Annotated in this window: 22 protein-coding genes and 1 tRNA gene; 15 read left to right on the top strand and 8 right to left on the bottom strand. The window is 39.7% G+C overall.

Going from position 1 to position 21,756, the window contains the following annotated elements; translation table 11 throughout:
* Window positions 1–41 precede the first annotated feature (41 nt).
* The 6 genes from lrp to serS all read left to right on the top strand — a co-directional run bounded on the left by lrp (window position 42) and on the right by serS (window position 7,143).
* The gene (gene lrp / locus OHT75_RS15910) at window positions 42–545 is read left to right on the top strand and encodes a leucine-responsive transcriptional regulator Lrp (RefSeq protein ID WP_261299224.1); all 504 of its coding nucleotides are present in this window, start codon (window positions 42–44) and stop codon (window positions 543–545) included.
* 247 nt (window positions 546–792) lie between these two features.
* Window positions 793–3,486 carry a DNA translocase FtsK gene (locus OHT75_RS15905; RefSeq protein WP_319803642.1) on the top strand — a complete coding sequence of 898 codons (2,694 nt, stop codon included), beginning with the start codon at window positions 793–795 and terminating at the stop codon, window positions 3,484–3,486.
* 8 nt (window positions 3,487–3,494) lie between these two features.
* Window positions 3,495–4,136 carry an outer membrane lipoprotein chaperone LolA gene (gene lolA, locus OHT75_RS15900; protein ID WP_264728378.1) on the top strand — a complete coding sequence of 214 codons (642 nt, stop codon included), beginning with the start codon at window positions 3,495–3,497 and terminating at the stop codon, window positions 4,134–4,136.
* A 3-nt stretch (window positions 4,137–4,139) separates the two neighbouring features.
* A complete protein-coding gene (locus OHT75_RS15895; protein WP_264728375.1) occupies window positions 4,140–5,471 on the top strand; it encodes a replication-associated recombination protein A in 1,332 nt (443 codons plus the stop codon).
* Window positions 5,464–5,838: a fluoride efflux transporter CrcB gene (crcB, locus tag OHT75_RS15890; protein WP_264728373.1), complete on the top strand. Its 375-nt coding sequence runs from the start codon at window positions 5,464–5,466 to the stop codon at window positions 5,836–5,838. Before OHT75_RS15895 ends, crcB begins: the two co-directional genes overlap by 8 nt.
* 18 nt (window positions 5,839–5,856) lie before the next feature.
* A complete protein-coding gene (gene serS / locus OHT75_RS15885; protein WP_264728371.1) occupies window positions 5,857–7,143 on the top strand; it encodes a serine--tRNA ligase in 1,287 nt (428 codons plus the stop codon).
* A gap of 454 nt (window positions 7,144–7,597) precedes the next feature.
* On the opposite strand, the gene OHT75_RS15880 is transcribed toward serS, so the two are convergent.
* The 6 genes from OHT75_RS15880 to punR all read right to left on the bottom strand — a co-directional run bounded on the left by OHT75_RS15880 (window position 7,598) and on the right by punR (window position 10,923).
* Window positions 7,598–7,927 (bottom strand): TusE/DsrC/DsvC family sulfur relay protein, encoded by a 330-nt coding sequence (locus OHT75_RS15880; RefSeq protein WP_406682051.1) that lies wholly within the window; start codon window positions 7,925–7,927, stop codon window positions 7,598–7,600.
* Window positions 7,928–7,944: 17 nt separating this feature from the next.
* The gene (gene tusB, locus OHT75_RS15875) at window positions 7,945–8,241 is read right to left on the bottom strand and encodes a sulfurtransferase complex subunit TusB (RefSeq protein ID WP_264728367.1); all 297 of its coding nucleotides are present in this window, start codon (window positions 8,239–8,241) and stop codon (window positions 7,945–7,947) included.
* Window positions 8,238–8,594: a sulfurtransferase complex subunit TusC gene (gene tusC / locus OHT75_RS15870; protein ID WP_264728365.1), complete on the bottom strand. Its 357-nt coding sequence runs from the start codon at window positions 8,592–8,594 to the stop codon at window positions 8,238–8,240. The genes tusB and tusC overlap by 4 nt, the downstream gene beginning before the upstream one ends.
* A 13-nt stretch (window positions 8,595–8,607) precedes the next feature.
* Entirely contained in the window at window positions 8,608–8,997 is a 390-nt protein-coding gene (tusD, locus tag OHT75_RS15865; protein ID WP_264728363.1) for a sulfurtransferase complex subunit TusD, read from the bottom strand.
* A gap of 58 nt (window positions 8,998–9,055) precedes the next feature.
* On the bottom strand, window positions 9,056–9,715 hold the full coding sequence (locus tag OHT75_RS15860) for a Bax inhibitor-1 family protein (RefSeq protein ID WP_188839627.1): 660 nt from the start codon (window positions 9,713–9,715) through the stop codon (window positions 9,056–9,058).
* Between the two features lie 305 nt (window positions 9,716–10,020).
* Window positions 10,021–10,923: a DNA-binding transcriptional activator PunR gene (punR, locus tag OHT75_RS15855; protein ID WP_264728360.1), complete on the bottom strand. Its 903-nt coding sequence runs from the start codon at window positions 10,921–10,923 to the stop codon at window positions 10,021–10,023.
* A 113-nt stretch (window positions 10,924–11,036) separates the two neighbouring features.
* Between punR and punC the strand changes: the two genes are divergently transcribed.
* From punC to OHT75_RS15835, 4 genes are all read left to right on the top strand, one after another.
* A complete protein-coding gene (gene punC / locus OHT75_RS15850) occupies window positions 11,037–12,305 on the top strand; it encodes a purine nucleoside transporter PunC (protein ID WP_264728358.1) in 1,269 nt (422 codons plus the stop codon).
* A gap of 89 nt (window positions 12,306–12,394) precedes the next feature.
* Window positions 12,395–12,484: transfer RNA gene (locus OHT75_RS15845), tRNA-Ser, on the top strand.
* Window positions 12,485–12,582: 98 nt separating this feature from the next.
* Window positions 12,583–13,983, top strand: a complete 1,401-nt coding sequence (locus OHT75_RS15840; RefSeq protein ID WP_264728357.1) for a tyrosine-type recombinase/integrase — start codon at window positions 12,583–12,585, stop codon at window positions 13,981–13,983.
* 980 nt (window positions 13,984–14,963) lie between these two features.
* Window positions 14,964–15,293, top strand: coding sequence for a hypothetical protein (locus tag OHT75_RS15835; protein ID WP_264728355.1), 330 nt, complete (start codon window positions 14,964–14,966; stop codon window positions 15,291–15,293).
* 180 nt (window positions 15,294–15,473) lie between these two features.
* On the opposite strand, the gene OHT75_RS15830 is transcribed toward OHT75_RS15835, so the two are convergent.
* The gene (locus OHT75_RS15830) at window positions 15,474–15,599 is read right to left on the bottom strand and encodes a hypothetical protein (RefSeq protein WP_264728353.1); all 126 of its coding nucleotides are present in this window, start codon (window positions 15,597–15,599) and stop codon (window positions 15,474–15,476) included.
* 170 nt (window positions 15,600–15,769) lie between these two features.
* A complete protein-coding gene (locus OHT75_RS15825; protein WP_264728351.1) occupies window positions 15,770–16,813 on the bottom strand; it encodes an IS110-like element ISShfr7 family transposase in 1,044 nt (347 codons plus the stop codon).
* A 261-nt stretch (window positions 16,814–17,074) separates the two neighbouring features.
* Here OHT75_RS15825 and OHT75_RS15820 point away from each other — a divergent pair, with 261 nt between their 5' ends.
* The 5 genes from OHT75_RS15820 to OHT75_RS15800 all read left to right on the top strand — a co-directional run bounded on the left by OHT75_RS15820 (window position 17,075) and on the right by OHT75_RS15800 (window position 21,420).
* A complete protein-coding gene (locus OHT75_RS15820; protein WP_264728349.1) occupies window positions 17,075–17,542 on the top strand; it encodes a helix-turn-helix domain-containing protein in 468 nt (155 codons plus the stop codon).
* Window positions 17,543–18,018: 476 nt separating this feature from the next.
* Window positions 18,019–18,189 (top strand): acetyltransferase, encoded by a 171-nt coding sequence (locus OHT75_RS15815; RefSeq protein WP_264728347.1) that lies wholly within the window; start codon window positions 18,019–18,021, stop codon window positions 18,187–18,189.
* Window positions 18,189–18,581 (top strand): type II toxin-antitoxin system death-on-curing family toxin, encoded by a 393-nt coding sequence (locus OHT75_RS15810; RefSeq protein ID WP_167677299.1) that lies wholly within the window; start codon window positions 18,189–18,191, stop codon window positions 18,579–18,581. Before OHT75_RS15815 ends, OHT75_RS15810 begins: the two co-directional genes overlap by 1 nt.
* 252 nt (window positions 18,582–18,833) lie before the next feature.
* Window positions 18,834–20,153: a tyrosine-type recombinase/integrase gene (locus OHT75_RS15805; RefSeq protein WP_264728341.1), complete on the top strand. Its 1,320-nt coding sequence runs from the start codon at window positions 18,834–18,836 to the stop codon at window positions 20,151–20,153.
* Between the two features lie 289 nt (window positions 20,154–20,442).
* Window positions 20,443–21,420 carry a hypothetical protein gene (locus OHT75_RS15800; protein ID WP_264728339.1) on the top strand — a complete coding sequence of 326 codons (978 nt, stop codon included), beginning with the start codon at window positions 20,443–20,445 and terminating at the stop codon, window positions 21,418–21,420.
* Window positions 21,421–21,756 lie beyond the last annotated feature (336 nt).

The following is a 21,756-nucleotide window of genomic DNA, read 5'->3' as shown; positions in this document are numbered from 1 at the left end:
AGATAATAATGTTGTTAAAGTGGTACAATAGAGTTAAAAATATGGCAAATAATAAGAACTATTCAATTAAAGATTTAGACCGAATTGATAGAAACATTTTGAATGAATTACAGATGGATGGAAGGATTTCAAATGTTGAGCTATCTAAGCGTGTTGGTCTTAGTCCAACCCCTTGTCTTGAAAGGGTTAAACGTCTTGAAAAACAAGGTTTTATTAACGGGTATACGGCATTAGTTAATCCGCATTATTTAGGCGCATCATTATTAGTATTTGTGGAGATCACGTTAAACCGTGATACCCCTGATATTTTTGATCGTTTTAATCGTGCTGTTCAGTTACTCGATGATATTCAAGAGTGTCATTTAGTGTCGGGTGATTTCGATTACTTATTAAAAACCCGTGTATCCGATATGTCAGCTTATCGTCGTTTGTTGGGGGAAACCCTATTAAAGTTGCCTTCAGTTTCTGATACTCGTACATACGTTGTAATGGAAGAAGTTAAGCAAACCAATAAAGTTGCACTTAATTTAATTGCTGAGTTGTAACTTTTGTTAGGGTTAGCTGTAAATCGCAGCAGTTAACCTGTCAGCCCGCATAAGCAGAAATAGGCTATTACATGCTATTTCTGCTTATTATTTATCCAGCCTCTCTTATTCGCGATTTAAGCGATGAAATCCTCTTCACATTCGATTGAGCTTATGGCTTTCACAGTGCATAATCACTGAAAACACAGATTAATTCTGTGATATTCTATTTAATTACTGTCTTTAATTTCATGTATGGATGATACCGTTGACTCAGGGAAATAGTTTAAAAACGCTCAGTGGTCTACAGCGACTACTTGAAGGCGGCTTAATTTTTTGTTGTATGGTCGCAACATACATATTATTAGCATTATCTAGCTTCAGCCCGAATGACCCTGGCTGGAGTCAATCGCATTTTCAAGGCGAAATTCACAATTGGACTGGTGCTGTTGGCGCTTGGACAGCAGATGTTTTGTTGTATTTCTTTGGTTTTATTGCCTACTGTATCCCGCTTATTATTGCCACCACAGGTTGGTTTTTCTTTAATCGTGCGCACAAGTTATTAGAAATTGATTATTTTTCAGTTGGCTTACGTATTATTGGTTTCATGCTAATGGTATTAGCCTTAGCGGCTTTAGTCAGCATGAATGTGGATGATGTATATGTATTTTCTGCCGGTGGTGTAGCCGGAGATGTCATCAGCCAAGCTATGTTGCCGTACTTTAACGTACTTGGAACCGTATTGCTTTTACTGTGTTTTATTGGTGCTGGTTTCACTTTAGCGACAGGCATTAGTTGGCTGACGATTATCGAGTTAATTGGCCATGGTGTGATTTGGTCCGCGAAAAAAATATGGAACTTACCACAATCATTTAAACGTGATCGTGAAACAGAAGACACGCGCGGATTTATGTCCGTTGTAGATAAATTTAAACAACGCCGTGACAGTGGTTTTGACGATGAATTATCTCAACCGCTTATTGCTGAAGACGACATTCATAGCAACATTAAGATCAATCCGCTTGAGGAAATTAATGAAGATAATGGCATTCAAAATAATGTAGATAAGCCAACAATCAAACCCTTTTCTATGCCAGTCACTAAGGCTGAAAAAAAGCGCAGTATATTTAGCCGCAAGGTGAAAGAAGCGCCCGTTGAACCAGAAGTAGAAATTGAAGCTGATTATGACCATGACGATGCTCTTGAGCCTAAAATGTTCCAGCAGGATATTAAAGATTTAGAGCCATCGTTTGACTCGTGGTCCGAAGAAGATGAAGACAATATACCCAGCTTTTCAGCAATTGATGATCTTGATGATAACCCTGACCTTATCGATGAACCAGAATTCGAACAAGTACATTCGACAGGGGCATTAGTTGCACAGCAACAACCTAAAAAAGAAGCCAAAATTGTTGATGGCATTGTGATGATTGACGGTCAGGCACCTGAAAAGCCAAGAGCGGCCATGGCACCATTACCAGACTTGAGCTTACTTGACATACCTGATAGAAAGAAAAATCCAATTAGCGAGGAAGAGCTTGAGCAAGTCGCGCGTTTAGTTGAAATGAAATTAGCTGATTTCAATATCATCGCCAATGTCGTGGGTGTCTATCCAGGTCCAGTTGTGACCCGTTTTGAATTAGAGCTTGCTCCGGGTGTTAAAGCCTCAAAAATCACTAATTTATCAAAAGATTTAGCCCGTTCTTTGTTGTCGGAAAATGTTCGCGTTGTTGAAGTTATCCCTGGTAAAGCTTACGTCGGTTTAGAGTTACCTAATAAATTCCGTGAAACCGTCTTTATGCGCGATGTGCTCGATAGTGATGCTTTCAGAGAAAGTAAGTCGAAATTGTCTATGGTATTAGGCCAAGATATCTCTGGCGATCCTGTCATTGTTGATCTTGGCAAAATGCCCCATTTATTAGTGGCCGGTACTACGGGCTCAGGTAAATCTGTTGGCGTTAACGTGATGATCACCAGTTTATTGTATAAATCTGGTCCAGATGACGTTCGATTTATTATGATTGACCCTAAGATGCTCGAATTGTCAGTCTATGAAGGTATTCCCCATTTATTGTGTGAAGTTGTCACCGACATGAAAGAAGCCGCCAATGCACTGCGTTGGTGTGTGGGCGAAATGGAGCGTCGTTATAAATTAATGTCAGCTTTAGGTGTGCGTAACTTAAAAGGTTATAACATCAAGATTAAAGAAGCGGCCGCAAGAGGAGAGTACATCCCTGATCCGCTTTGGAAACAATCTGAAAGTATGCTTGATGAAGCGCCACCATTAGATAAGTTACCTGCCATTGTGGTGGTCGTTGATGAATTTGCCGATATGATCATGATTGTGGGTAAAAAAGTGGAAGAGTTAATTGCCCGTATTGCCCAAAAAGCGCGCGCGGCAGGTATCCATTTGATTTTAGCCACACAGCGCCCATCGGTTGATGTCATTACCGGTTTGATTAAAGCTAACATTCCAACCCGAATTGCATTTCAGGTGTCATCACGGATTGATTCGCGCACGATTTTAGATCAACAAGGCGCTGAAACTTTACTCGGTATGGGGGACATGTTGTATTTACCCCCAGGAACTAGCGTACCTAACCGTGTTCATGGCGCCTTTATTGATGATCATGAAGTACATAAAGTGGTAGCAGATTGGTGTGCACGCGGTAAACCTCAATATGTACAAGAAATTTTGAATGGTGTGTCAGATGGCGAGCAAGTGTTGTTACCTGGTGAGTCAGCAGACTCAGATGATGAACTTGATGCACTTTATGATGAAGCGGTCGCATTTGTGACCGAAACGCGTAGAGGCTCGATATCTAGCGTACAAAGAAAATTCAAAATTGGTTATAACCGAGCTGCAAGAATAATTGAGTCAATGGAAGCACAAGGTATTGTTAGCTCCCAAGGCCATAATGGCAATCGTGAAGTATTGGCGCCACCGCCACCAAGAAATTAGGAAAAGTTATGCGATTAAAGCAAATAGCCATTATTACCATTGCCGCTGCCAGTTTGTTGAGCAGTAGTATTGCAAGCGCCAATGATGCTGAGGCATTACGTGGCAAGCTGACAAATATCGATAATTTGTATGCAAAGTTTCAACAAAAAGTCACCGATGTGAACAACAAGCCGATTCAAACCGGCAGCGGTATTTTTGCCTTGTCATATCCGAATAAATTTTATTGGCATTTGACCGAACCAGATGAGTCTTTGATAGTGGCTGATGGTTCAAGTTTATGGGTATATAACCCGTTTGCAGAAGAAGTCACGGTAATGGATGTCTCTCAAGCCGTTGATGCATCTCCAATCGCCTTATTAGTTCATCGCGATGAAGCCACTTGGTCGCAGTACAATGTTAAGCAATCGGCAAAAAAATCGGCTTGCTTTGATATTATCCCCAAAGAGGCTACAGGCAGCGTGATTGCGGTGACTGTGTGTTTCAATAAGAATCAGTTATCCGCTTTTGACTTGACCGATGAGCAAGGCAATTTAAGCCAATTTACCTTACTTGAACAGCGCAGTGTCACGCCATCCGAGCAATCTTTGTTTCACTTTGCACTGCCTGAAAATGTTGATATTGATGATCAACGTTTAAAGCAGATCCAATAATTTGTGGCCAACCTAGATTTTAATTTCGCCCCCGATTTTCGCCCGTTAGCGGCGAAAATGCGGCCGCGCAATATCAGTGAATATATTGGTCAAATGCATTTACTCGGTGCAGGCCAACCCTTACGTCAAGCATTAGAGGCAAATCGTGCCCACTCCATGTTGTTGTGGGGGCCGCCAGGTACAGGCAAAACCACCTTAGCTGAATTAGTCGCGCATTATGCCAATGCTCATGTAGAACGCATCTCTGCCGTGACTTCAGGTGTTAAAGATATTCGCGCCGCCATTGAACAGGCAAAAGCAATTGCGCAAAGTCGTGGTCAAAGAACCTTATTGTTTGTTGATGAAGTTCATCGCTTTAATAAAAGCCAGCAAGATGCCTTTTTACCTTTCATTGAAGATGGCACGGTGATTTTTGTCGGTGCAACAACTGAAAACCCCTCATTTGAAATCAATAATGCACTTTTATCAAGGGCCAGGGTTTATCTAATCAATCGTTTAACCAATGACGAAATCATTCAAATCGCTCAACAAGCATTAACGGATATAGAACGAGGGTTGGGTAAAAGACAACTGATGTTACCCAATGAGGTGGCTAATTCATTAGCAAAAATTTGTGATGGTGATGCTCGCAAAGCCTTAAACTTAATTGAGCTAATGGGTGATTTAGTTGCCGATAATGGCAAATTTACCCTTGAAATGTTAACCCAAGTAGCTGGCCATCAAGTGGCGGGTTATGACAAAAATGGTGATCAATTTTACGATTTAATCTCCGCGGTGCATAAATCGGTACGTGGCTCTGCCCCCGATGCAGCCCTTTATTGGTTTTGTCGAATTTTAGAAGGCGGCGGCGATCCGCTTTATGTGGCTAGGCGTTTATTAGCCATAGCCTCCGAAGATATCGGCAATGCGGATCCTATGGCAATGACCGTGGCACTCAATGCGTGGGATTGTTTTCATCGTTTAGGGCCAGCCGAAGGCGAGCGCGCCATAGCACAAGCAGTGCTTTATCTTGCCAGTGCGCCAAAAAGTAATGCCGTGTATACGGCGTTTAAACAAGCTCGAGAGCTGGCTAAGCAAACAGGGCACGAGCCTGTACCCAATCATTTACGTAATGCTCCCACGCAATTGATGAAAGATATTGGCTATGGTCAGGAATATCGTTATGCCCATGACGAACCTGATGCATTTGCTGCCGGTGAGAATTATTTCCCTGAATCACTTCAAAATGCCCATTTTTATCAACCAACCAATCGTGGTTTTGAAAAGCGCATTCAAGACAAATTGACCAATTTAGCCCTGCGTGATCAACAAAGTGAGCTAAAACGTTATGACTAATATTCTGTTTGTGGCCTTGGGTGGATCGATTGGCGCTGTTTTACGCTATCTTATGTCAATTTTTATGATCCAAGTATTTGGAAGCAGTTTCCCTTTTGGTACACTGTTGGTCAACGTATTAGGATCGTTTTTAATGGGGATAGTTTATGCCTTAGGGCAACTTAGCCATTTAAGCCCTGAAGTTAAGTCATTCGTTGCTGTAGGCTTACTTGGAGCATTAACTACCTTTTCTACTTTTTCTAATGAAACCTTATTGCTGATGCAAGAGGGGTTATGGTTTAAAAGTATGCTTAATGTGTTGTTGAACGTTACCCTGTGTTTATTCATGGTGTATTTAGGTCAGCAGCTAATTTTTTCTCGCGTTTAACTAAAAAGAACTGACAACATGCTAGATCCAAAATTTTTGCGTAACGAACTTGAAGACACTGCTAAACGTTTAGCAGCCCGCGGCTTTAGCTTAGATGTAGAGCACATCTCGGCATTAGAAGACAAGCGCAAATCGCTACAGGTAGAAACCGAAGAGCTTCAGGCTTCTCGCAATGCAATTTCTAAGTCCATTGGTCAAGCTAAAGCGCGTGGTGAAGATACAAGTTCGATCATGGCTCAAGTCGGTGATTTAGGTGCCCAGTTAGATGCTAAAAAGACCGAATTAACGGCGTTATTGCAAGAACTAAACTTGATTGCAATGAGCTTACCCAATTTACCTGACGATGCAGTGCCGCACGGTGCTGATGAAAACGATAACGTAGAGGTAAGGCGTTGGGGAACGCCGAAATCGTTTGATTTCGAAGTGAAAGATCACCTTGATTTAGGCGAAGCACTCCAGGGCTTAGACTTTAAAAATGCGGTAAAAATTACCGGTTCACGTTTTATTGTCATGAAAGGTCAAATTGCGCGTTTAAATCGTGCCCTTGGCCAGTTCATGCTTGATACCCATACCACGAAACATGGTTATACCGAAGCTTACGTACCGTTATTAGTCAATGAAGACAGCTTGTTAGGCACAGGGCAATTACCTAAGTTTGGTGAAGATTTATTTCACACTAAACCAGCGACTGAAGAAGCGCAAAGCTTGTCTTTGATCCCAACAGCTGAAGTGCCGCTGACTAACTTGGTTCGCGATTCTATTGTTGATGAAGCAGAGTTACCGATTAAAATGACGGCTTTAACAGCGTGTTTTAGAAGTGAAGCTGGCTCATACGGCCGTGATACTCGTGGCTTAATTCGTCAGCACCAATTTGATAAAGTTGAATTAGTACAGATTGTGCACCCAGACCATTCAATGGCGGCATTAGATGAGTTAACTAAGCATGCTGAAAGTATTTTAGAAGCGCTTGAACTTCCTTACCGGACGGTGGTGTTGTGTACCGGTGACATGGGCTTTGGCGCAAGTAAGACATTTGATATCGAAGTGTGGTTACCTGCACAAAATACTTACCGCGAAATTTCTTCTTGTTCAAACATGAAGGACTTCCAAGCACGTCGTATGCAGGCGAGATACCGTAATAAAGTGGATAATAAACCTGCTTTATTACACACATTAAACGGTTCGGGATTAGCCGTTGGTCGTACACTGGTGGCTGTACTTGAAAACTATCAGAATGCAGATGGTACAATTACAGTACCTACAGTATTACGCCCTTATATGGGTGGTTTAGAAGTTATCGGATAAAGCCGAAAGTTATTGACTAGGAAAGAGTTTTTCATTAAAAATAGCGCATTAGATATTTTTTGTTGAGAACGTCAATTCATGTCGCGAAAGCCTAAAAATAACAGCGTGGTATATACTGTTGTGATGTATTTTTTTGGTTTTGTGGTATTAGCTCAACTGAGCCAGGCCTTGTATATATTACTTGAAAATACGTTACCCTAATTTACCAGTAACATACAAAAAAGCCCCGAAGCATCATGCTTCGGGGCTTTATGTTTTTTTCATGTAAACATGTCTGATTTAAATAACTTCAGACTGGGATAATAAACGCTTACCAAACAGCGTTTTGTCTTGCTAACAGCGTTTCATAAACGTGCAATAGCAGGTCTATTGCAAGTGAATCCAAGACCGTCAGCGCTGCAAATAGCCGCTGAAGATAGATTTATAAACTAGAGTTCAGGTTTAACATCCATATTTAAAGACATTTTGCCGGTTTTGGAAGGCCTGCAATCTTTGTGGCTTGCTTTGCGGGGCCAACGGGGAATAGGGTGTAAAGGTACTTTGAGTTGCCTTTATCAGGTCCTAAACTTTGCCCAATCGCCTTTACTAATACTCTAATCGCTGGACTGGTTTTGTATTCTAAATAGAAATGGCGGACAAAGTGGATCACTTCCCAATGGGCATCAGTCAATTCAATGTTTTCTGTCGCGGCTAATAATGGCGCCATCTCTTGTTGCCAATCCTCGACGTTTTTTAAATAACCCTGTTTATCGGTTTCGATAATTTGGCCGTTAAACTCAAACATAAATTCAAAAACGGGACTTACCATGTAATCACCTTGCTATGATGCAGCGTTTGATTGACGAACTCATCAACATCAATCACATTAATTTTCATGTTGGAAATATCGGCTAATTTACCCGCTAATCCACGCGCTTCTATTTCATCTTTTAACACATAAACAGGTACAGCGGTCAGCAGGTTTAACCACTCTTGATAGAGTAAAACGTTAACTGCATCAGCAGTCAGAATAATGCTGTCGCCAGAGCGGATATACCTTAAACACAATCGCATTGCGTTGTCATGGCTAGGGGATGTTTGAATGTGATGTAAAATCAAAATACCAATACCTCATCAGCATCTGCCAGTGCCGCACTAATGGTTGCAGCCTCTACTATTTGTGCATTAATAGCTAGCTCATTTTGATCGATCCCAAGCGCATCAAGTGATGCTTTACAGGCTAATACCGTTTCAATTTCATACAAGTCAAAGGCTTTAAAAACCGCGACATAATCCTTACTACCCGCTAATTCTGCCTGTTGGTTGGGTAATAAATGCAATACGGCTTCATCACAAAATACTAGCGATACTTGCTGCTCAAAGCTGGCACTTAATAACGCAAAATCTATCCCTTCACGGGTATGGGTTGTGCCATAAGGAGAATGTCGAAATACAATACACACTTTTTTCATTTCATCTTTGTCCTTAAAAACACACTAGACGGTCGGCATGCTCAATGCCACTGACTAACTCACCAAGGCCGCCCATGGTAAATTCGCTCGCACTGTTCCATTGCGATTTACTATTTTCTATTGCATCTTGTTCAGATAACACTCCGCGCCTTAGTGCTGCAGATACGCAATTGATAAGAGGCACCTGTTGTGATTGAGAAAAATCTACCCATAGTTGGTGCAGATTAATTTCATCCGAGGCAGGACAATGCAACGAGTTGCTGTTTTGCACGCCATCTTGGTAAAAAAAGACTTTGATGACCTGATGACCAGCAGAGGTAGCCGCTTGGCAAAACTTCAGTGCTCTGAAACTGGCTGTTGACCCATAAGCGGGACCGTTAACTTGGACGATGAATTTATTCATTATAAAAAAAATGACCCTAAACTAGGGCCATTTTATCTTAATTTATCAGTAATGACGATTAATCGTCGTTACCCATGCCTAATAAGTGAAGTAGGGCCATGAATAAATTGATAAAGTTAAGGAATAAAGAAATGGTGGCACGTATGTAGTTTGTTTCGCCGCCATTCACGATACGACTTGTATCAAACAGGATCAAACCGACCATTAACATGGCAACAGCGGCTTGAATGGCCATGAAAGCCACACCATTGCCAACAAACATGTTGATCAGCGATGCGCCAATTACAACAAGTAAACCCGCAAATAGAAAACCACCCATAAAGCTGAAGTCTTTTTTGGTAGTAATCGCATAAGCCGATAACGACACAAAAATAATCGATGTTAAACCAAAGGCTTGCATGATCAATTCAGGGCCATTAGCTAAGCCAACATAGTGATTTAAGATATAACCCAGTGATGCACCTTGCATACCCGTGAAAGCAAAAATCCAAGCTAGGCCAGAAGCGTTGTCAGCTTTTTTCAAGGTGACCATCATCACTACAATACTGCCTAAAGACAGACCGATAGACATAAAGGGACCGATATTCAAAGCCATTGCAACACCTGCCATCACCGCGGCAAATGCTAATGTCATCGAAAGTAGCATATAAGTGTTTTTGATGAGTTTGTTTGTTTCCATCGTCGTAGCATGTTGGCTCGACAAAGTGTGTTGATTCATAATCGTCTCCAAGACATATAAATACGTTTTCTAGCATTTGAATCAGGCAGATTTGTAATGTGAACCGCCTGACCGTAAATTCGTTAATGAATGCCCAGCTTATTATAAATTGTTGCTGTCATCATTATAATAAAGCTAATTGACCATTAATCCGTGTTAATTTAGCAATGGCTTCATTGTCAACAAGCTAGCTTAATTGAATATTAATTATTAACGTTTTGCACAAATTCCATTGTAACAATTCAATTGCGACATTACATTTAAATATGGGGCTATTTTATTCATATTCAAGTGATTAGCTTAGATTAAGCTAACCACTCACGATGTAGCTTTTCAGTATCACCCAAATAATCCAGCACCCATTGAAGTGCAGGGGACATACGACCTTGATCCCAAGCCAAACAACATGGACTTGATGGTTTAGGGTTTTGCAATGTCTTTTGAACTAACATCCCACTAGCAATGAAAGGCTGTGCAAGGTGGATTGGCATATAGCCTATTCCTAAACCCGAACGAAAACAGTTAATTGCTCGGATCCAGTCGGGTACAACTAAACGGCGCTGATTATCTAACAACCAAGTTGTGCGTTTAGGAATTTCTCTAGAAGTGTCTTCAAGACAAATTGCTGGATATTGACGAAGTTCATCATCAATTAACGGTCTATCGATATCGGCAAGCGGATGGTTTTTACTGACTAAAAAAGCCCATTCAATATCCTTCATATCACGATACTGATATACACCACCAACGGGTATCGCTGTGGTTGCGCCAATGGCTACCATACTTCGTCCGCTAGCCAATGACTCCCAAACACCATTAAACACTTCAATTTGAATGATTAATTCGACATCATCAAAGTGTCGATAAAAGTCAGCAATCAATGAGCTAATTTTATCTGCACGCACAATGTTATCAAGCGCGATAGACAAGGTGGGTTGCCAGCCATTGGCAACGCGTTGAGTTTCACGTTTAAGCTCATCCATTTGTCTGAGCAGTTCTCTTGCATGCTGTAAAAAGTGTTTACCAGGCTCAGTTAAGGTAACCGAGCGATGGTGTCGCTCAAATAACACTACACCAATATCAGTCTCGACTTGCTTCACGGCATAACTCACCGCAGAAGGCACTTTATGTAGCTCATTTGCAGCGGCGGTAAAACTGCCTAATCTAGCAACGATATCGATCATATGGAGTGTTTGTTCTGAAAGCATAGCAATACCCTTGCTGTGATATTTTTTGATAGCTACGTTCAAATATAAACGTTTCACAGAGTAATTTCTAATATTTAAACTATGTCTAATGAAAAATCATTTGAGTATTAGATATGAGTAAACAACAAAAATCCCACGGAATGATAGAGAAAGCAGGATTTTTTCTTTATTTAACTATTTTAAGCATGCTGTGTTTTATCGCCACAGATATGTATTTGCCTGCTTTTAAATCAATTGAAGGCTCATTTGGAGCTTCAACAGCTGAAGTGGCAATGTCGCTCACGACATTCTTAGCAGGTTTAGCATTTGGTCAACTGCTCTATGGCAAGTTAGTTGAAAAATGGGGCAAGCGAAATTCATTACTTTTAGGGTTAATGCTATTTGTTATCGCAACTGGTTTGATTATTGTTAGCGATAATATTGTGATGATGAATATTGGCCGTTTTATCCAAGCAATTGGTGTATGCAGTGCAAGTGTTATCTGGCAAGCTTTGGTTATTGAAAAATATGATGCTGAAGAATCACAGCAGGTATTATCAAACATTATGCCGCTTGTGGCGCTATCACCCGCAATAGCACCACTGATCGGAGCATTCTTTTTGTCTTATTGGGGATGGCAAAGTATTTTTGTTTGCTTAGCTTTATTGGGTGTGATGTTAATTCTTATGACTCAGTTTTTTGTTAAAGCGGACAAACCAAGTGCTGAATCCATCAAGGCTGAAAAAAATAAGGCCATGACATTTAAACAAATGTTAGCAAATCCATTTTACGTGGGTAATGTGATGATATTTGCCGCGTGTTCAGGTGCATTTTTTTCCTACTTAACTCTATGGCCTGCGGTAATGGATAAGTTTGGTTTTGATGCCACCGCAATTGGTTTAAGTTTTATTCCGCAAACGATAATGTTCATTGTTGGCGGTTATAGTGGAAAAATACTGATTAAAAAACTAGGCAGTCATACAGCACTAAAAGTACAGTTAGGTCTTTTCTTTACGACAACAATGCTTATTTCCATCTTGACCATCGTTTTTGAGATGACAACTATCTACCCACTGTTGATTGTATTTGCTTTTATGGCAGCAGCTAATGGCGCGATTTACCCAATTGTTGTGAATAATGCATTACAAACATTTAAAGATGATGCCGCTAAAGCCGCTGGATTACAGAACTTTATACAAATCAGTGTCGCATTTGGTGCGTCAAGCATTGTTGCTGCATTTGCAAACGCAGGTGAGCAAGCAATTGGTTTAGGTATCTTAATTTGTTCACTGATAGTATTTGGCGCATATTACACAAGCCGCCATACCTCATGGAATAGCGTGCAAGGTTCTTTTATCATGCCAGATCCTGCTCGTATTGCGATAAAAAAGACTAAAGACTAATCATTTTGGTTTTAAAATAATCATCTAGGTAATTATTTTAAATTAGGGCTTTACAGCATCAATAGGTTGTCATATTATTCGCCGCGTTCGGAGGGATGGCAGAGTGGTCGAATGCACCGGTCTTGAAAACCGGCAACGGTTTACCCCGTTCTAGGGTTCAAATCCCTATCCCTCCGCCATATTTTAAAGTGAAAAAGCCATTGATAATCAATGGCTTTTTTGCTTTCTAGCATTTGAAAAATCATATTCTCAGGCCAAAAACGGATGACTGAGACATATGTACTTATTTCGCGCCACAAATTGTACCTATTACACCCGCATGGTGTTGCCTGTTTATCTACGTGATAAAGGCTTTTCTGCTGACATCAAAGTATCATTGCTTACCAAACAACGCTCTATCGCGATAGGCCGAAACCTAGTGATAGCGGGTATCTTACGACCATTAATCAGTAACTTAACCCCACAATCACAGCCTGATGAGTTTAAAACTCAGGTTAATGCGTTGATTAATGATGCTCGAGCGAGCTTTGTTGGGGTAACAGATACGCTTGATGATAACGCCAAGCCAGTGCGGGAAGTCACGCAATTGATACCGACTCGACCAACGCAAGTAGCACATAATACAGCGACATATGACAATTATCCCTATAACGATAATCGGGTATCGTTAAATAAAATAGAGAATAAAAGCAATTTAAAATCAATGATTAATGTAAATTTGTGTAACGCATTATCTAAATTTATCGCTTCCAAACAAAAGCAGTCTGTCTCAGCCTTAACGGTCAAGCAGCTTAATCAACGTATAGGTCACTTTATTGAACGCACCCATTTAGATGATGTCTGCGCGATAACAAGTGCTGAAGCAATGGAATACAAAGACTGTTTATTAGAGGAGGGTAGAAGCCATAAAAGTAACAAAGATTATTTAGCTGCGGTGTCGCAATTTTTTAAATGGTGCAAGTTAATGCGCTATACCACTGAAAACCCGTTTGATGAAGTCAAGCTCACTAAACCTGCTAATCAGGCTGGACACGATTTAGCGCGTTTGCGCTGGCAACCGAGCCAGATTAAGCAGGTTTTAAACTCAACCGCCTTTATCGACAAAAGCCATGACTTTAAATGGATAACGCTACTCATGATGTATGGCGGCTTACGCCCAGCAGAGGCCTGTCAGCTGCATATTCATGATATTGAAGTCAAAGACGGTATCGCCTTAATGAACATCACTAATGCCAGTGCAGGCCAACAGCTCAAAACAGAGCAATCAAAACGCAAAGTACCTATACACCAGCAACTGATTGAACTTGGGTTTATGGATTTTGTAAAAAAACGCGCTGACCGGACATCAAAATCAAAACCGTTATTTCATTATCAACCCAGTCATGACGGCAATTGGTCACATGCCTTTTGCCGTGAATTTGGCAAATTACTCGACCAACTTAACTTCACAGCAGGCAAGCGCCCAACAGCTTACTCATTTAGGCACACTTTTATTGATGAGCTTAAACAACGGCAAATAGAAGAATCATTAGTGGCACAAATTGTCGGTCATGCTTATCAAAACATCACTTACGGACGTTACGGCAAAAAGTTTGATGTTAAAACGCTCAAACCAGTCATAGATAGTATTCAATTTGAGCTAAATATTTCGCCAGAGCGCTTAAAATTAACCCATTAATCGCAAAATCTGAGCGTATTGAAAGCCGTAAATTTGCTCAAATAACGCAAAAAAATCGAACTGACGGTGATTTTTCAGAGAATTTTGCCATCTCTACGGGCAAAAATAATCACTAAAAATGGCTCAAAAATACCTATCCGACACAAAATTAACGACATTAGCGCAAAATGAGACTGTAAATGGCCTTTATCGGGGTTAAGGCATCAGACAGGTACGAACAACGGTAAACATTTCACTACACCAGAGAGCGAGGCATTTTGATAAATTAAATGTTTCGCACTCTATGAGAGTAAAAAATATACAAAAATTGCTGTATTTAATTCTCGGCTTTTTGATGGCCATAAAAATGCAATTAAGCGCGTACAGGCGCTGTTTTTAGGCTCTAACTGGCAGATTTATCACACTGACAGGGCGTTATTTGAATATTGATAACAACAATAAAATGCTTTCAAGATTAGCCCACTTAAAAAGTGGGATGACATAGTAACCGGGTACGCACCTATCCCACTTTTGGGTTCCCCAAGAGATGTGATAGGTGCTACGGGCAAGGGGAGTACCCCTTTGAACCCAACAGCCACATGCTTCGCATGTTAAAAATCAAAAGCGTTAAATACAAAAGCAGCATCACCACTTTTATATGGACTGCACTGTTTTTATGTACAGTTATAATGGTGTTTCATCAATTTATGATAAAAATGGATTGAAAATCGTGCTTTAGTTGCATCGTATTAAAAATAGATAAATCATAATCATCTGATTTTATTTGCTTTAATTTTTATTGCCGTCAAGGCATATCTTACTTTACGCGCAACCTCGGTTTGTTTTTGTCTGCTTGATACAATTAATTGCTTTACATCAATAAGATAGCAAATGTAGGATGTTATTAATCAATAAGTTAAGGGACTGACTTTACTGCGCAAGCCCTTCAATAAGCTGTTATGTTCTTTGTAAGCCTGGCGCATGTTTAAAGTTGGAGACAAATGTTAAAATTTTTTATTGGTGTTTTTGCTGTTTTTTGTCTCGCACTTTATGAAAGTGGGCTTTATAGTGCTTTTTACTCTGCTGGTTTTGTTACTTACTTTTCGGCAGGGATTTGTGTTCCATTCAGACTTTCAAGCTTCAAATCAGGTGGCGGACTTAAACTGTACGACTATTTTGGCGGTGTCATAATAATATCTGGATTTTTTTGGAGTATTAAATCATTTGGTATTTCAAAAGATTTATTTATTTTTGTTTTACCGTTTATTTTTGGGGTCATTTTATTTGCTTTCATAAACTTGTATTTAAGAATATTGGATAAAAGAACATAACACATATTAGCCTTCCTCCAGTCAATAGGCGAGCTTAACTAATTTGACTGCTTTGGCAGTCAAATAAAAATCAATCAACAAATTCATCTACTTCGTCTGTCATTTAGCTGTCAAATCGTCGTTTACAGCAAACACATATAGAGGCTCTCTTAGTGCGATCTTATCGCTGCCTGACGCTTTTCAATCCTTTGAAATATCAGGGGTATCGGTTAACCCTAAGATGGCACTATTCAAGTCAGAGGTGCTTTTTGCACAGTTAGTTTCAGGCTCATTTAGGGTGTAAACGACTTTGTTGATTGTATTCATTAATGCGCGCCAATAAGGTGTCTAATCAAGGCGATGTAGCTTAAATAGCATTTGGCATAGTAATGATGGTGAGAAGTCGTTGCTTCATTAGGCACATCATTCACGGTCATGCTCGCTTCTCTTTTTCAAAGAGTATCTAGTTAGACGTTCAGCTCACCTTATTGCGCGACTTATCCTTTTAAGAATCGTTGTTCATCAAACACCGTTTTGTTCTTCAACATGAAATAAACACAGCGGCCAAGCTTATGTGCCAGTGCAGATAACGCTTTAGCCTTACTCATTCTTTTTTGTAATCTATTAAGATAGTTACGGGCTTTATCATTGCCTCGCAGGTAAAGCACAGCAGCTTCAGAGAATGCCCACTTTAAATGAGCATTACTGATTTTATTACCATTAGTACCATAGGTTTTACCCGCAGACTCAGCTTTGCATTTGACTAATCGAGAGTATGAAGCAAACTTTTGCACTGACTCAAATCGACTGATATCACCAATTTCATAGAGGATAGTCAGCGATAAAATCTTACCGATGCCAGGTACTGTTTTAAGTAGTTCTAGATACACGGGGTTATGATTTTTGGCTTGTTTTTCAATGAACCATTCAACTTGAGCGAGTTCTTTGGCATAGCAATCAAGTAGCGCCATGTCTAAATCAATATTACGTTGCACGATAGGATCTTGATATTGCTCGCGCAGTTTTTGTCTTGCAGAGATGTTTTTAAGGTTAAGTTCAGTGGCAGGTAAATTGTATTGGCTGTTGGTGTTAACTACATGACCTTTGAGCATGGCCCCGTGACGGACAATCTTCATTCTTCGGCGCAGTAGATCACGAGCTGCACGCATTTCACTTGGATAGTCATAAGCTATTGGAAAGTTACCACCACGCAATAGTGTGGCAATTTTAAAGGAATCGACTTTATCATTTTTGGTTTTACCACCGTGAATAGCCTTCATGTAAAGCGCATGACCTAACACAAAATCGATACCCAGTTCAGCACACCAGTCTGACACCCAATACCAACAATGCATACACTCAACCCCGACAATCACATTACCGATATAAGGTTCCAGAATGAGCAGTAAGTCATCTTTGTTGGCACCAATCTTTTTGTGAGCAACAACTTCCCCTTTAGAATCAATAATACAGACGTAAAGTAAACGTGCATGTAAATCGATACCACAGTAGTATGGATGTGAGTTATTATAAAATCTCATTGAGCTTTCTCCTGTTGGTTTGGTCACCTTAAGCATACCGTTGATGCGGCTTGCTAGGGAGGGGGCTCAATGAGTATCAAGCGCCTAAACAACGCGGCCTGCGGCCGCAGGACTCTCAACAAGTTGCTCGCCGTTTAGGTGTGCGTTGCTGCTACGAATACAATTATTCCCGCACTGTCGGGGAAATGTCGGGTTAAATTCGTAACCGACACTAAGGAAATCAATGAATACTTGTGATTCTTAAGTGCAGAGGTAAATTTAATGATCCTAAAAGAACTACGTATTAGCCGTCATCTTTCGCAAGAGCAATTAGCTCAAATGTCTGGATTAAATGTTAGAACAATCCAGCGCATTGAAAGCGGACATAATGCTAGCTCAGAATCTCTTAAATGTCTTGCTGCTGCACTTAATGTTGATATTTCAACCTTGAATCAGGAGAAATTTATGATAGATAAAAAATCGGATAATTGGCAAAAATTGCCTTTTGTATTGAAATGCTGGTTTGTTTTTAATTTCTTACAAACTAGACCTAGTAGAGAGTCAGCATCTCGAATTGAAGTTATTGGGCATATTAGTGGCTTTGCTTTTTGTTGTTTAGGCTTCATAAGTGAAGCTGCTCTTGTCGGTGGTCTGCTCATGCTTGCTACAGCTTATTTATACCATTGGCTGAAATGGCAAGGTGACAAATATGGTATTTGGTATGATCCTGAGTCGGCCCAAAGCAGCTAACACATATGAGCCTCCCGCCAGTCAATAGGCGAGCTTAACTTATTTGACTGCTTTGTCAGTCAAATTAAAATCAATCAACAAATTCATCTACTTCGTCTGTCATTTAGCTGTTAAATCGTCGTGCTTTTTAAAAATAACAGCATGCAAACACATATAGAGGCTCTCTTAGTGCGATCTTATCGATGCCTGACACTTTTCATTCCTTTGAAATATCAGGGGCACTACGACTAAATGGATTTAGGAGGTAGGGCGATGCAGGATGCCAAAGCCGAGACATTTATCGGTTAACCCTAAGATGGCACTATTCAAGTCAGAGGTGCTTTTTGCACAGTTAGTTTCAGGCTCATTTAGGGTGTAAACGACTTTGTTGATTGCATTGTGATTTTTTAATTAGTTTGCCTTTGTTTATACTTAACACTGTATGGTGCAATGAGTTTGGTACTATAATTAACATTTTCACAATAATGGAGTTCTAGATGAATAAAAAAGTTGAAGCTTATGGTGTTAATGCCGTTGTGCGACCTAAAATCACTGCAACTAAAGAACTTGATTTATCTGGGATTTATGGTCAACAAATAGTAAAGTCAGAAACGAAGCTTGCTTTAAGAACGCATCGAAAGACTTTCGAGAAATTGGCTGATATGTAATGGAAATTATCTGCTTTCCATTTGAGCGTGTAATCGAAATCAATACATTCATTTTAGAAACCGAACCTGGGATGAAAGGGCAAATCGATGTCTCAAAATTACAAGGGGCATTAGGCCGTATAGATAATGCAATCGTGTACGATGGTTTAGATGATGTGTTTGAAATAGCTGCCAAATATACGGCAAGTATCGCTATTGCTCATTCTTTGCCTGATGCAAATAAACGTACTGGCTTGATTGTTGCGCTTGAGTATTTGTCGTTGAATGATTTTGAATTGACGAGTGATAACACACTGTTAGCTGATGCTGTAAGAGATTTAGTGCTTGGTGTTATAAATGAAACAGATTTCGCTGATATATTGTATGCACAATACAACCAAGAAAATCAGTAATTATGTTTTCAATTGACAACCTAACCGATAAGGACTTAAATGTCATATATAGACTACGAATGTTCACTACCTGAAACGTGATTTTTCGATTAGTTATTGATTTTAATGTATTTTAAATTTTAATTATGGCGAATTTCTTGGGTTCAAATCCCTATCCCTCCGCCATATTAAATACGAAAGAAGCCGTTGATTATCAACGGCTTTTTTTGTTTTTGGCGTTAGAGAGGCTTTCCAAGAGGATTGACTCAGACAATGTACCTTTATCGAGCCCCCAATAACGTGTATTTCACACGAATCTGTTTAGCCAAATCGTTACGCGATAAAGGCTTTCCTTTTGATATTAAAGTTTCTTTGTTGACTTGCGACAGAGCAGAAGCGGTTATTCGCAATATTGATGTTGCAGGCACACTGAAAAGAATCATTAATTCAATAGACCATAAAACCCGTATCAATGACTTTATTCGTTACGTAGATGAAGTGATAAACGAGATACGTGCTGAGTTTGATAACAACAATTCAGCCAGCACTGCGCAAGCGAAGGGGCATAAAATCCCCATTAGAGAAACAAAGCTGTATGAACACCGAGAAACCACGGCTATAGCCCAAGTAATGCCCGTTGTTACCCTTGATGATGCATTATCAGAATTTGTTGCTTCAAAACAGAAATCAGGCATTAGGCCACTGTCGATTAAACAACTCGCACAGCGAACCCGCCACTTCATTGAGCTATTGCCAATAATAGCTAACCGGTCATCAAAAAATACCCAAGCAATTTGCACTAACGACATTACTTCTGCCGATGCGATGAAGTATCGTGATGAATTACTCACGCAAGGCAGAAGCTACAAAAGCAATAAAGAATACCTAGCAGCCGTCTTTCAGTTTTTTAAATGGTGTCAGTTAATGAACTATTGCAATCAAAACCCTTTTGAAAACGTGACAGTAGGGCAAAAGCCCAAAGTGAAAGCCAACCAAGAAAGAGACCGTTGGGATACGAGCGAATTAAAAAGGCTGTTACACTCAGCTGAATTTAACGCTTCAACACCCGATTTTAAGTGGGTAACGCGATTGATGCTTTATGGCGGTTTAAGGCCATCAGAGGCGTGTCAGCTTAGACCTAGTAATATTAAGCTAATGGACGGCATTTATTGCATTAACATTGATGATAGTGGTGATAATCAGCGCCTTAAAAACCTTAACGCTAAACGGACTACGCCCATTCATCCCAAACTGATAGCGCAAGGCTTTATTGAATTTGTCACACAACGACAATGCCAACCCCAGTTATTTGATTATAAGCCAGTCGGGGGCAATGAAGATTGGTCAAAAACCTATTGTAAACAGTTAGCTAAACTGCAAAGCCAAATAGGGATGAAGTCTAATCAACGGCCGACTTCATACGGTTTTAGACACACATTTATTGATGAAATGAAGAAATTAGATGTCAGTGAGCATATTGTCGCGCAATTGGTAGGGCACAGTAACCCAAACATCACCTACGGCCGCTATGGCAAAGATGTTCAGGCTAAAGCATTACTGAAATATCTAGAAAAAATTGAATATGATATTTGATGATCGGGTGATTAAATGTATGAACTTAACAGGGCAAAACTAACACGGTTTTGCCCCAAAACATTTTAGCAAACTAAAGCAATAAACTTAGCTCTGTGGTTAATATTTCGATTGTTTAATCCCATTTCGTATTAGGAAAAATCTCAGTATTGAGAAAACCTGTCTGGGTACTCGTTTTAATTGAGTCTTATCACTAAAATTAGCTTTGAATATAGATAGATTTTCTCTGTTAATGGCTAATATAAAAAGGTACGATAATGACTAAAAACGATGCTAAGTGGATGTTAAAATGGCAAAAATTGAGGTAACTAAAGTCATCAGTGGTAAACCATGGGTTAAAACCTGTTACGATTTTCCGATTGTCGAGTCTGAATATCACACACATCGTCAAAGGTTAACTAGGGCTCTTAAAAATGTTGAGAACTACGCGACACTATTAGAATCATATTACAGTTACTTTGATAGTTTTTTTTCCATATCAGTCAGAGACTTTTCATCAGGGAGAGGGCTAGAAGAAGGCTCTTTGTATGCATCACAATATCGAGTGAAGTTGAACGCGGCCTCAACTTCGTTTTTTAATTTGGCAAAGTTATATAGTGATAGTTACCACCATGAGCGTGACCAAAGGTGTCTGTGTGTTGAGGTAACTTCAAATGAAAACTTAAGAAGTGAAGCTAAAAAGTTTAAAGATAAAATTATGGCTCAAGAACCGAGCTTTCTATTGTTGGCAACTGAAATACGAAACTATCTTCAACATGCAGGTTTACCTATCGAAATTATTAAAGCTAATGCAGAGTGGAATAAGGGCATGAGTATGCTTAATTACAACATGTCAGCATCGTTCAAAAGAGATAGCTTGTTGGTGAATACTTATTTCAAAGGTCCAAAAAGTGCACAAAGAGTCAAAAAGTTTCAGGAAAACTTCAATGACGAAATAGACTTAACTTTTGCTATTAACTCTACTCTAGAAGTCATCACTACACTTTACTTAGACTCAATTTTGAAAACGGAACAAATAGTTTCTGAGTCAGAGGCTTACTTCAATAATTTACAAAAATCACGAGATGACTTACTTGTAAGTATACCCGTTGTAGATAAAACTCAGATTCTTCACCGAATAATTGTAAATGATAATGAGGTATCCGTAGATATTTCTTGGTTTAAGCCCTACCATTATTTAAAAAATAAGGTCACTAATAAAGCTTACTCAAAGATCAATTATGGTCTTGATTATCAAGTTTCAATCAGTGACAAAACAGGCATATAATCAAAACTTCCAGCCAAACTCTAGACTTTTTAACTTCAGACATAAGTACAATGAGGCTCATCGTAACTATTTAGGTGTCTAGTAAAGTGTGGGAAGTCCACTTTCCTATTTTAGCCATACTTATCGTGATATGAACTAGAGCGTTTTTAACATTAACTCTAAGGAACTTCTGTCCAAAACTGCGTTTGCATTAAGAGCATTTGGGGTCAAAGTAAGCCTAGTACAACCTTTAACCAGCAGTATTTTCTGCTCATTAGTTGTAAGCGTCTGGGCAACTACACCTATCGTTTAAAATTCCAGGGTAACAAGCTGTCGATATTCGGTGCTGGTTGGCAT

The sequence above is a fragment of the Shewanella subflava genome (assembly GCF_025971955.1).
Taxonomy (GTDB): domain Bacteria; phylum Pseudomonadota; class Gammaproteobacteria; order Enterobacterales; family Shewanellaceae; genus Shewanella; species Shewanella subflava.
Note: the sequence above shows the minus strand (reverse complement) of the source record. Positions and strands in the feature narration are given on the sequence as shown.

Coding starts and splice junctions, on each gene's coding strand:
- OHT75_RS15840 (WP_264728357.1), top strand. CDS start 12,583: ATGTACTTATTTCGCGCCACAAATTGTACCTATTACACCCGCATGGTG.
- punC (WP_264728358.1), top strand. CDS start 11,037: ATGAGTAAACAACAAAAATCCCACGGAATGATAGAGAAAGCAGGATTT.
- OHT75_RS15815 (WP_264728347.1), top strand. CDS start 18,019: ATGAATAAAAAAGTTGAAGCTTATGGTGTTAATGCCGTTGTGCGACCT.
- punR (WP_264728360.1), bottom strand. CDS start 10,923: ATGCTTTCAGAACAAACACTCCATATGATCGATATCGTTGCTAGATTA.
- crcB (WP_264728373.1), top strand. CDS start 5,464: ATGACTAATATTCTGTTTGTGGCCTTGGGTGGATCGATTGGCGCTGTT.
- tusD (WP_264728363.1), bottom strand. CDS start 8,997: ATGAATAAATTCATCGTCCAAGTTAACGGTCCCGCTTATGGGTCAACA.
- serS (WP_264728371.1), top strand. CDS start 5,857: ATGCTAGATCCAAAATTTTTGCGTAACGAACTTGAAGACACTGCTAAA.
- lolA (WP_264728378.1), top strand. CDS start 3,495: ATGCGATTAAAGCAAATAGCCATTATTACCATTGCCGCTGCCAGTTTG.
- OHT75_RS15825 (WP_264728351.1), bottom strand. CDS start 16,813: ATGAGATTTTATAATAACTCACATCCATACTACTGTGGTATCGATTTA.
- OHT75_RS15810 (WP_167677299.1), top strand. CDS start 18,189: ATGGAAATTATCTGCTTTCCATTTGAGCGTGTAATCGAAATCAATACA.
- tusC (WP_264728365.1), bottom strand. CDS start 8,594: ATGAAAAAAGTGTGTATTGTATTTCGACATTCTCCTTATGGCACAACC.
- OHT75_RS15830 (WP_264728353.1), bottom strand. CDS start 15,599: ATGAATACAATCAACAAAGTCGTTTACACCCTAAATGAGCCTGAAACT.
- OHT75_RS15835 (WP_264728355.1), top strand. CDS start 14,964: ATGTTAAAATTTTTTATTGGTGTTTTTGCTGTTTTTTGTCTCGCACTT.
- OHT75_RS15880 (WP_406682051.1), bottom strand. CDS start 7,927: ATGTTTGAGTTTAACGGCCAAATTATCGAAACCGATAAACAGGGTTAT.
- OHT75_RS15805 (WP_264728341.1), top strand. CDS start 18,834: ATGTACCTTTATCGAGCCCCCAATAACGTGTATTTCACACGAATCTGT.
- OHT75_RS15800 (WP_264728339.1), top strand. CDS start 20,443: ATGGCAAAAATTGAGGTAACTAAAGTCATCAGTGGTAAACCATGGGTT.
- lrp (WP_261299224.1), top strand. CDS start 42: ATGGCAAATAATAAGAACTATTCAATTAAAGATTTAGACCGAATTGAT.
- OHT75_RS15820 (WP_264728349.1), top strand. CDS start 17,075: ATGATCCTAAAAGAACTACGTATTAGCCGTCATCTTTCGCAAGAGCAA.
- OHT75_RS15860 (WP_188839627.1), bottom strand. CDS start 9,715: ATGAATCAACACACTTTGTCGAGCCAACATGCTACGACGATGGAAACA.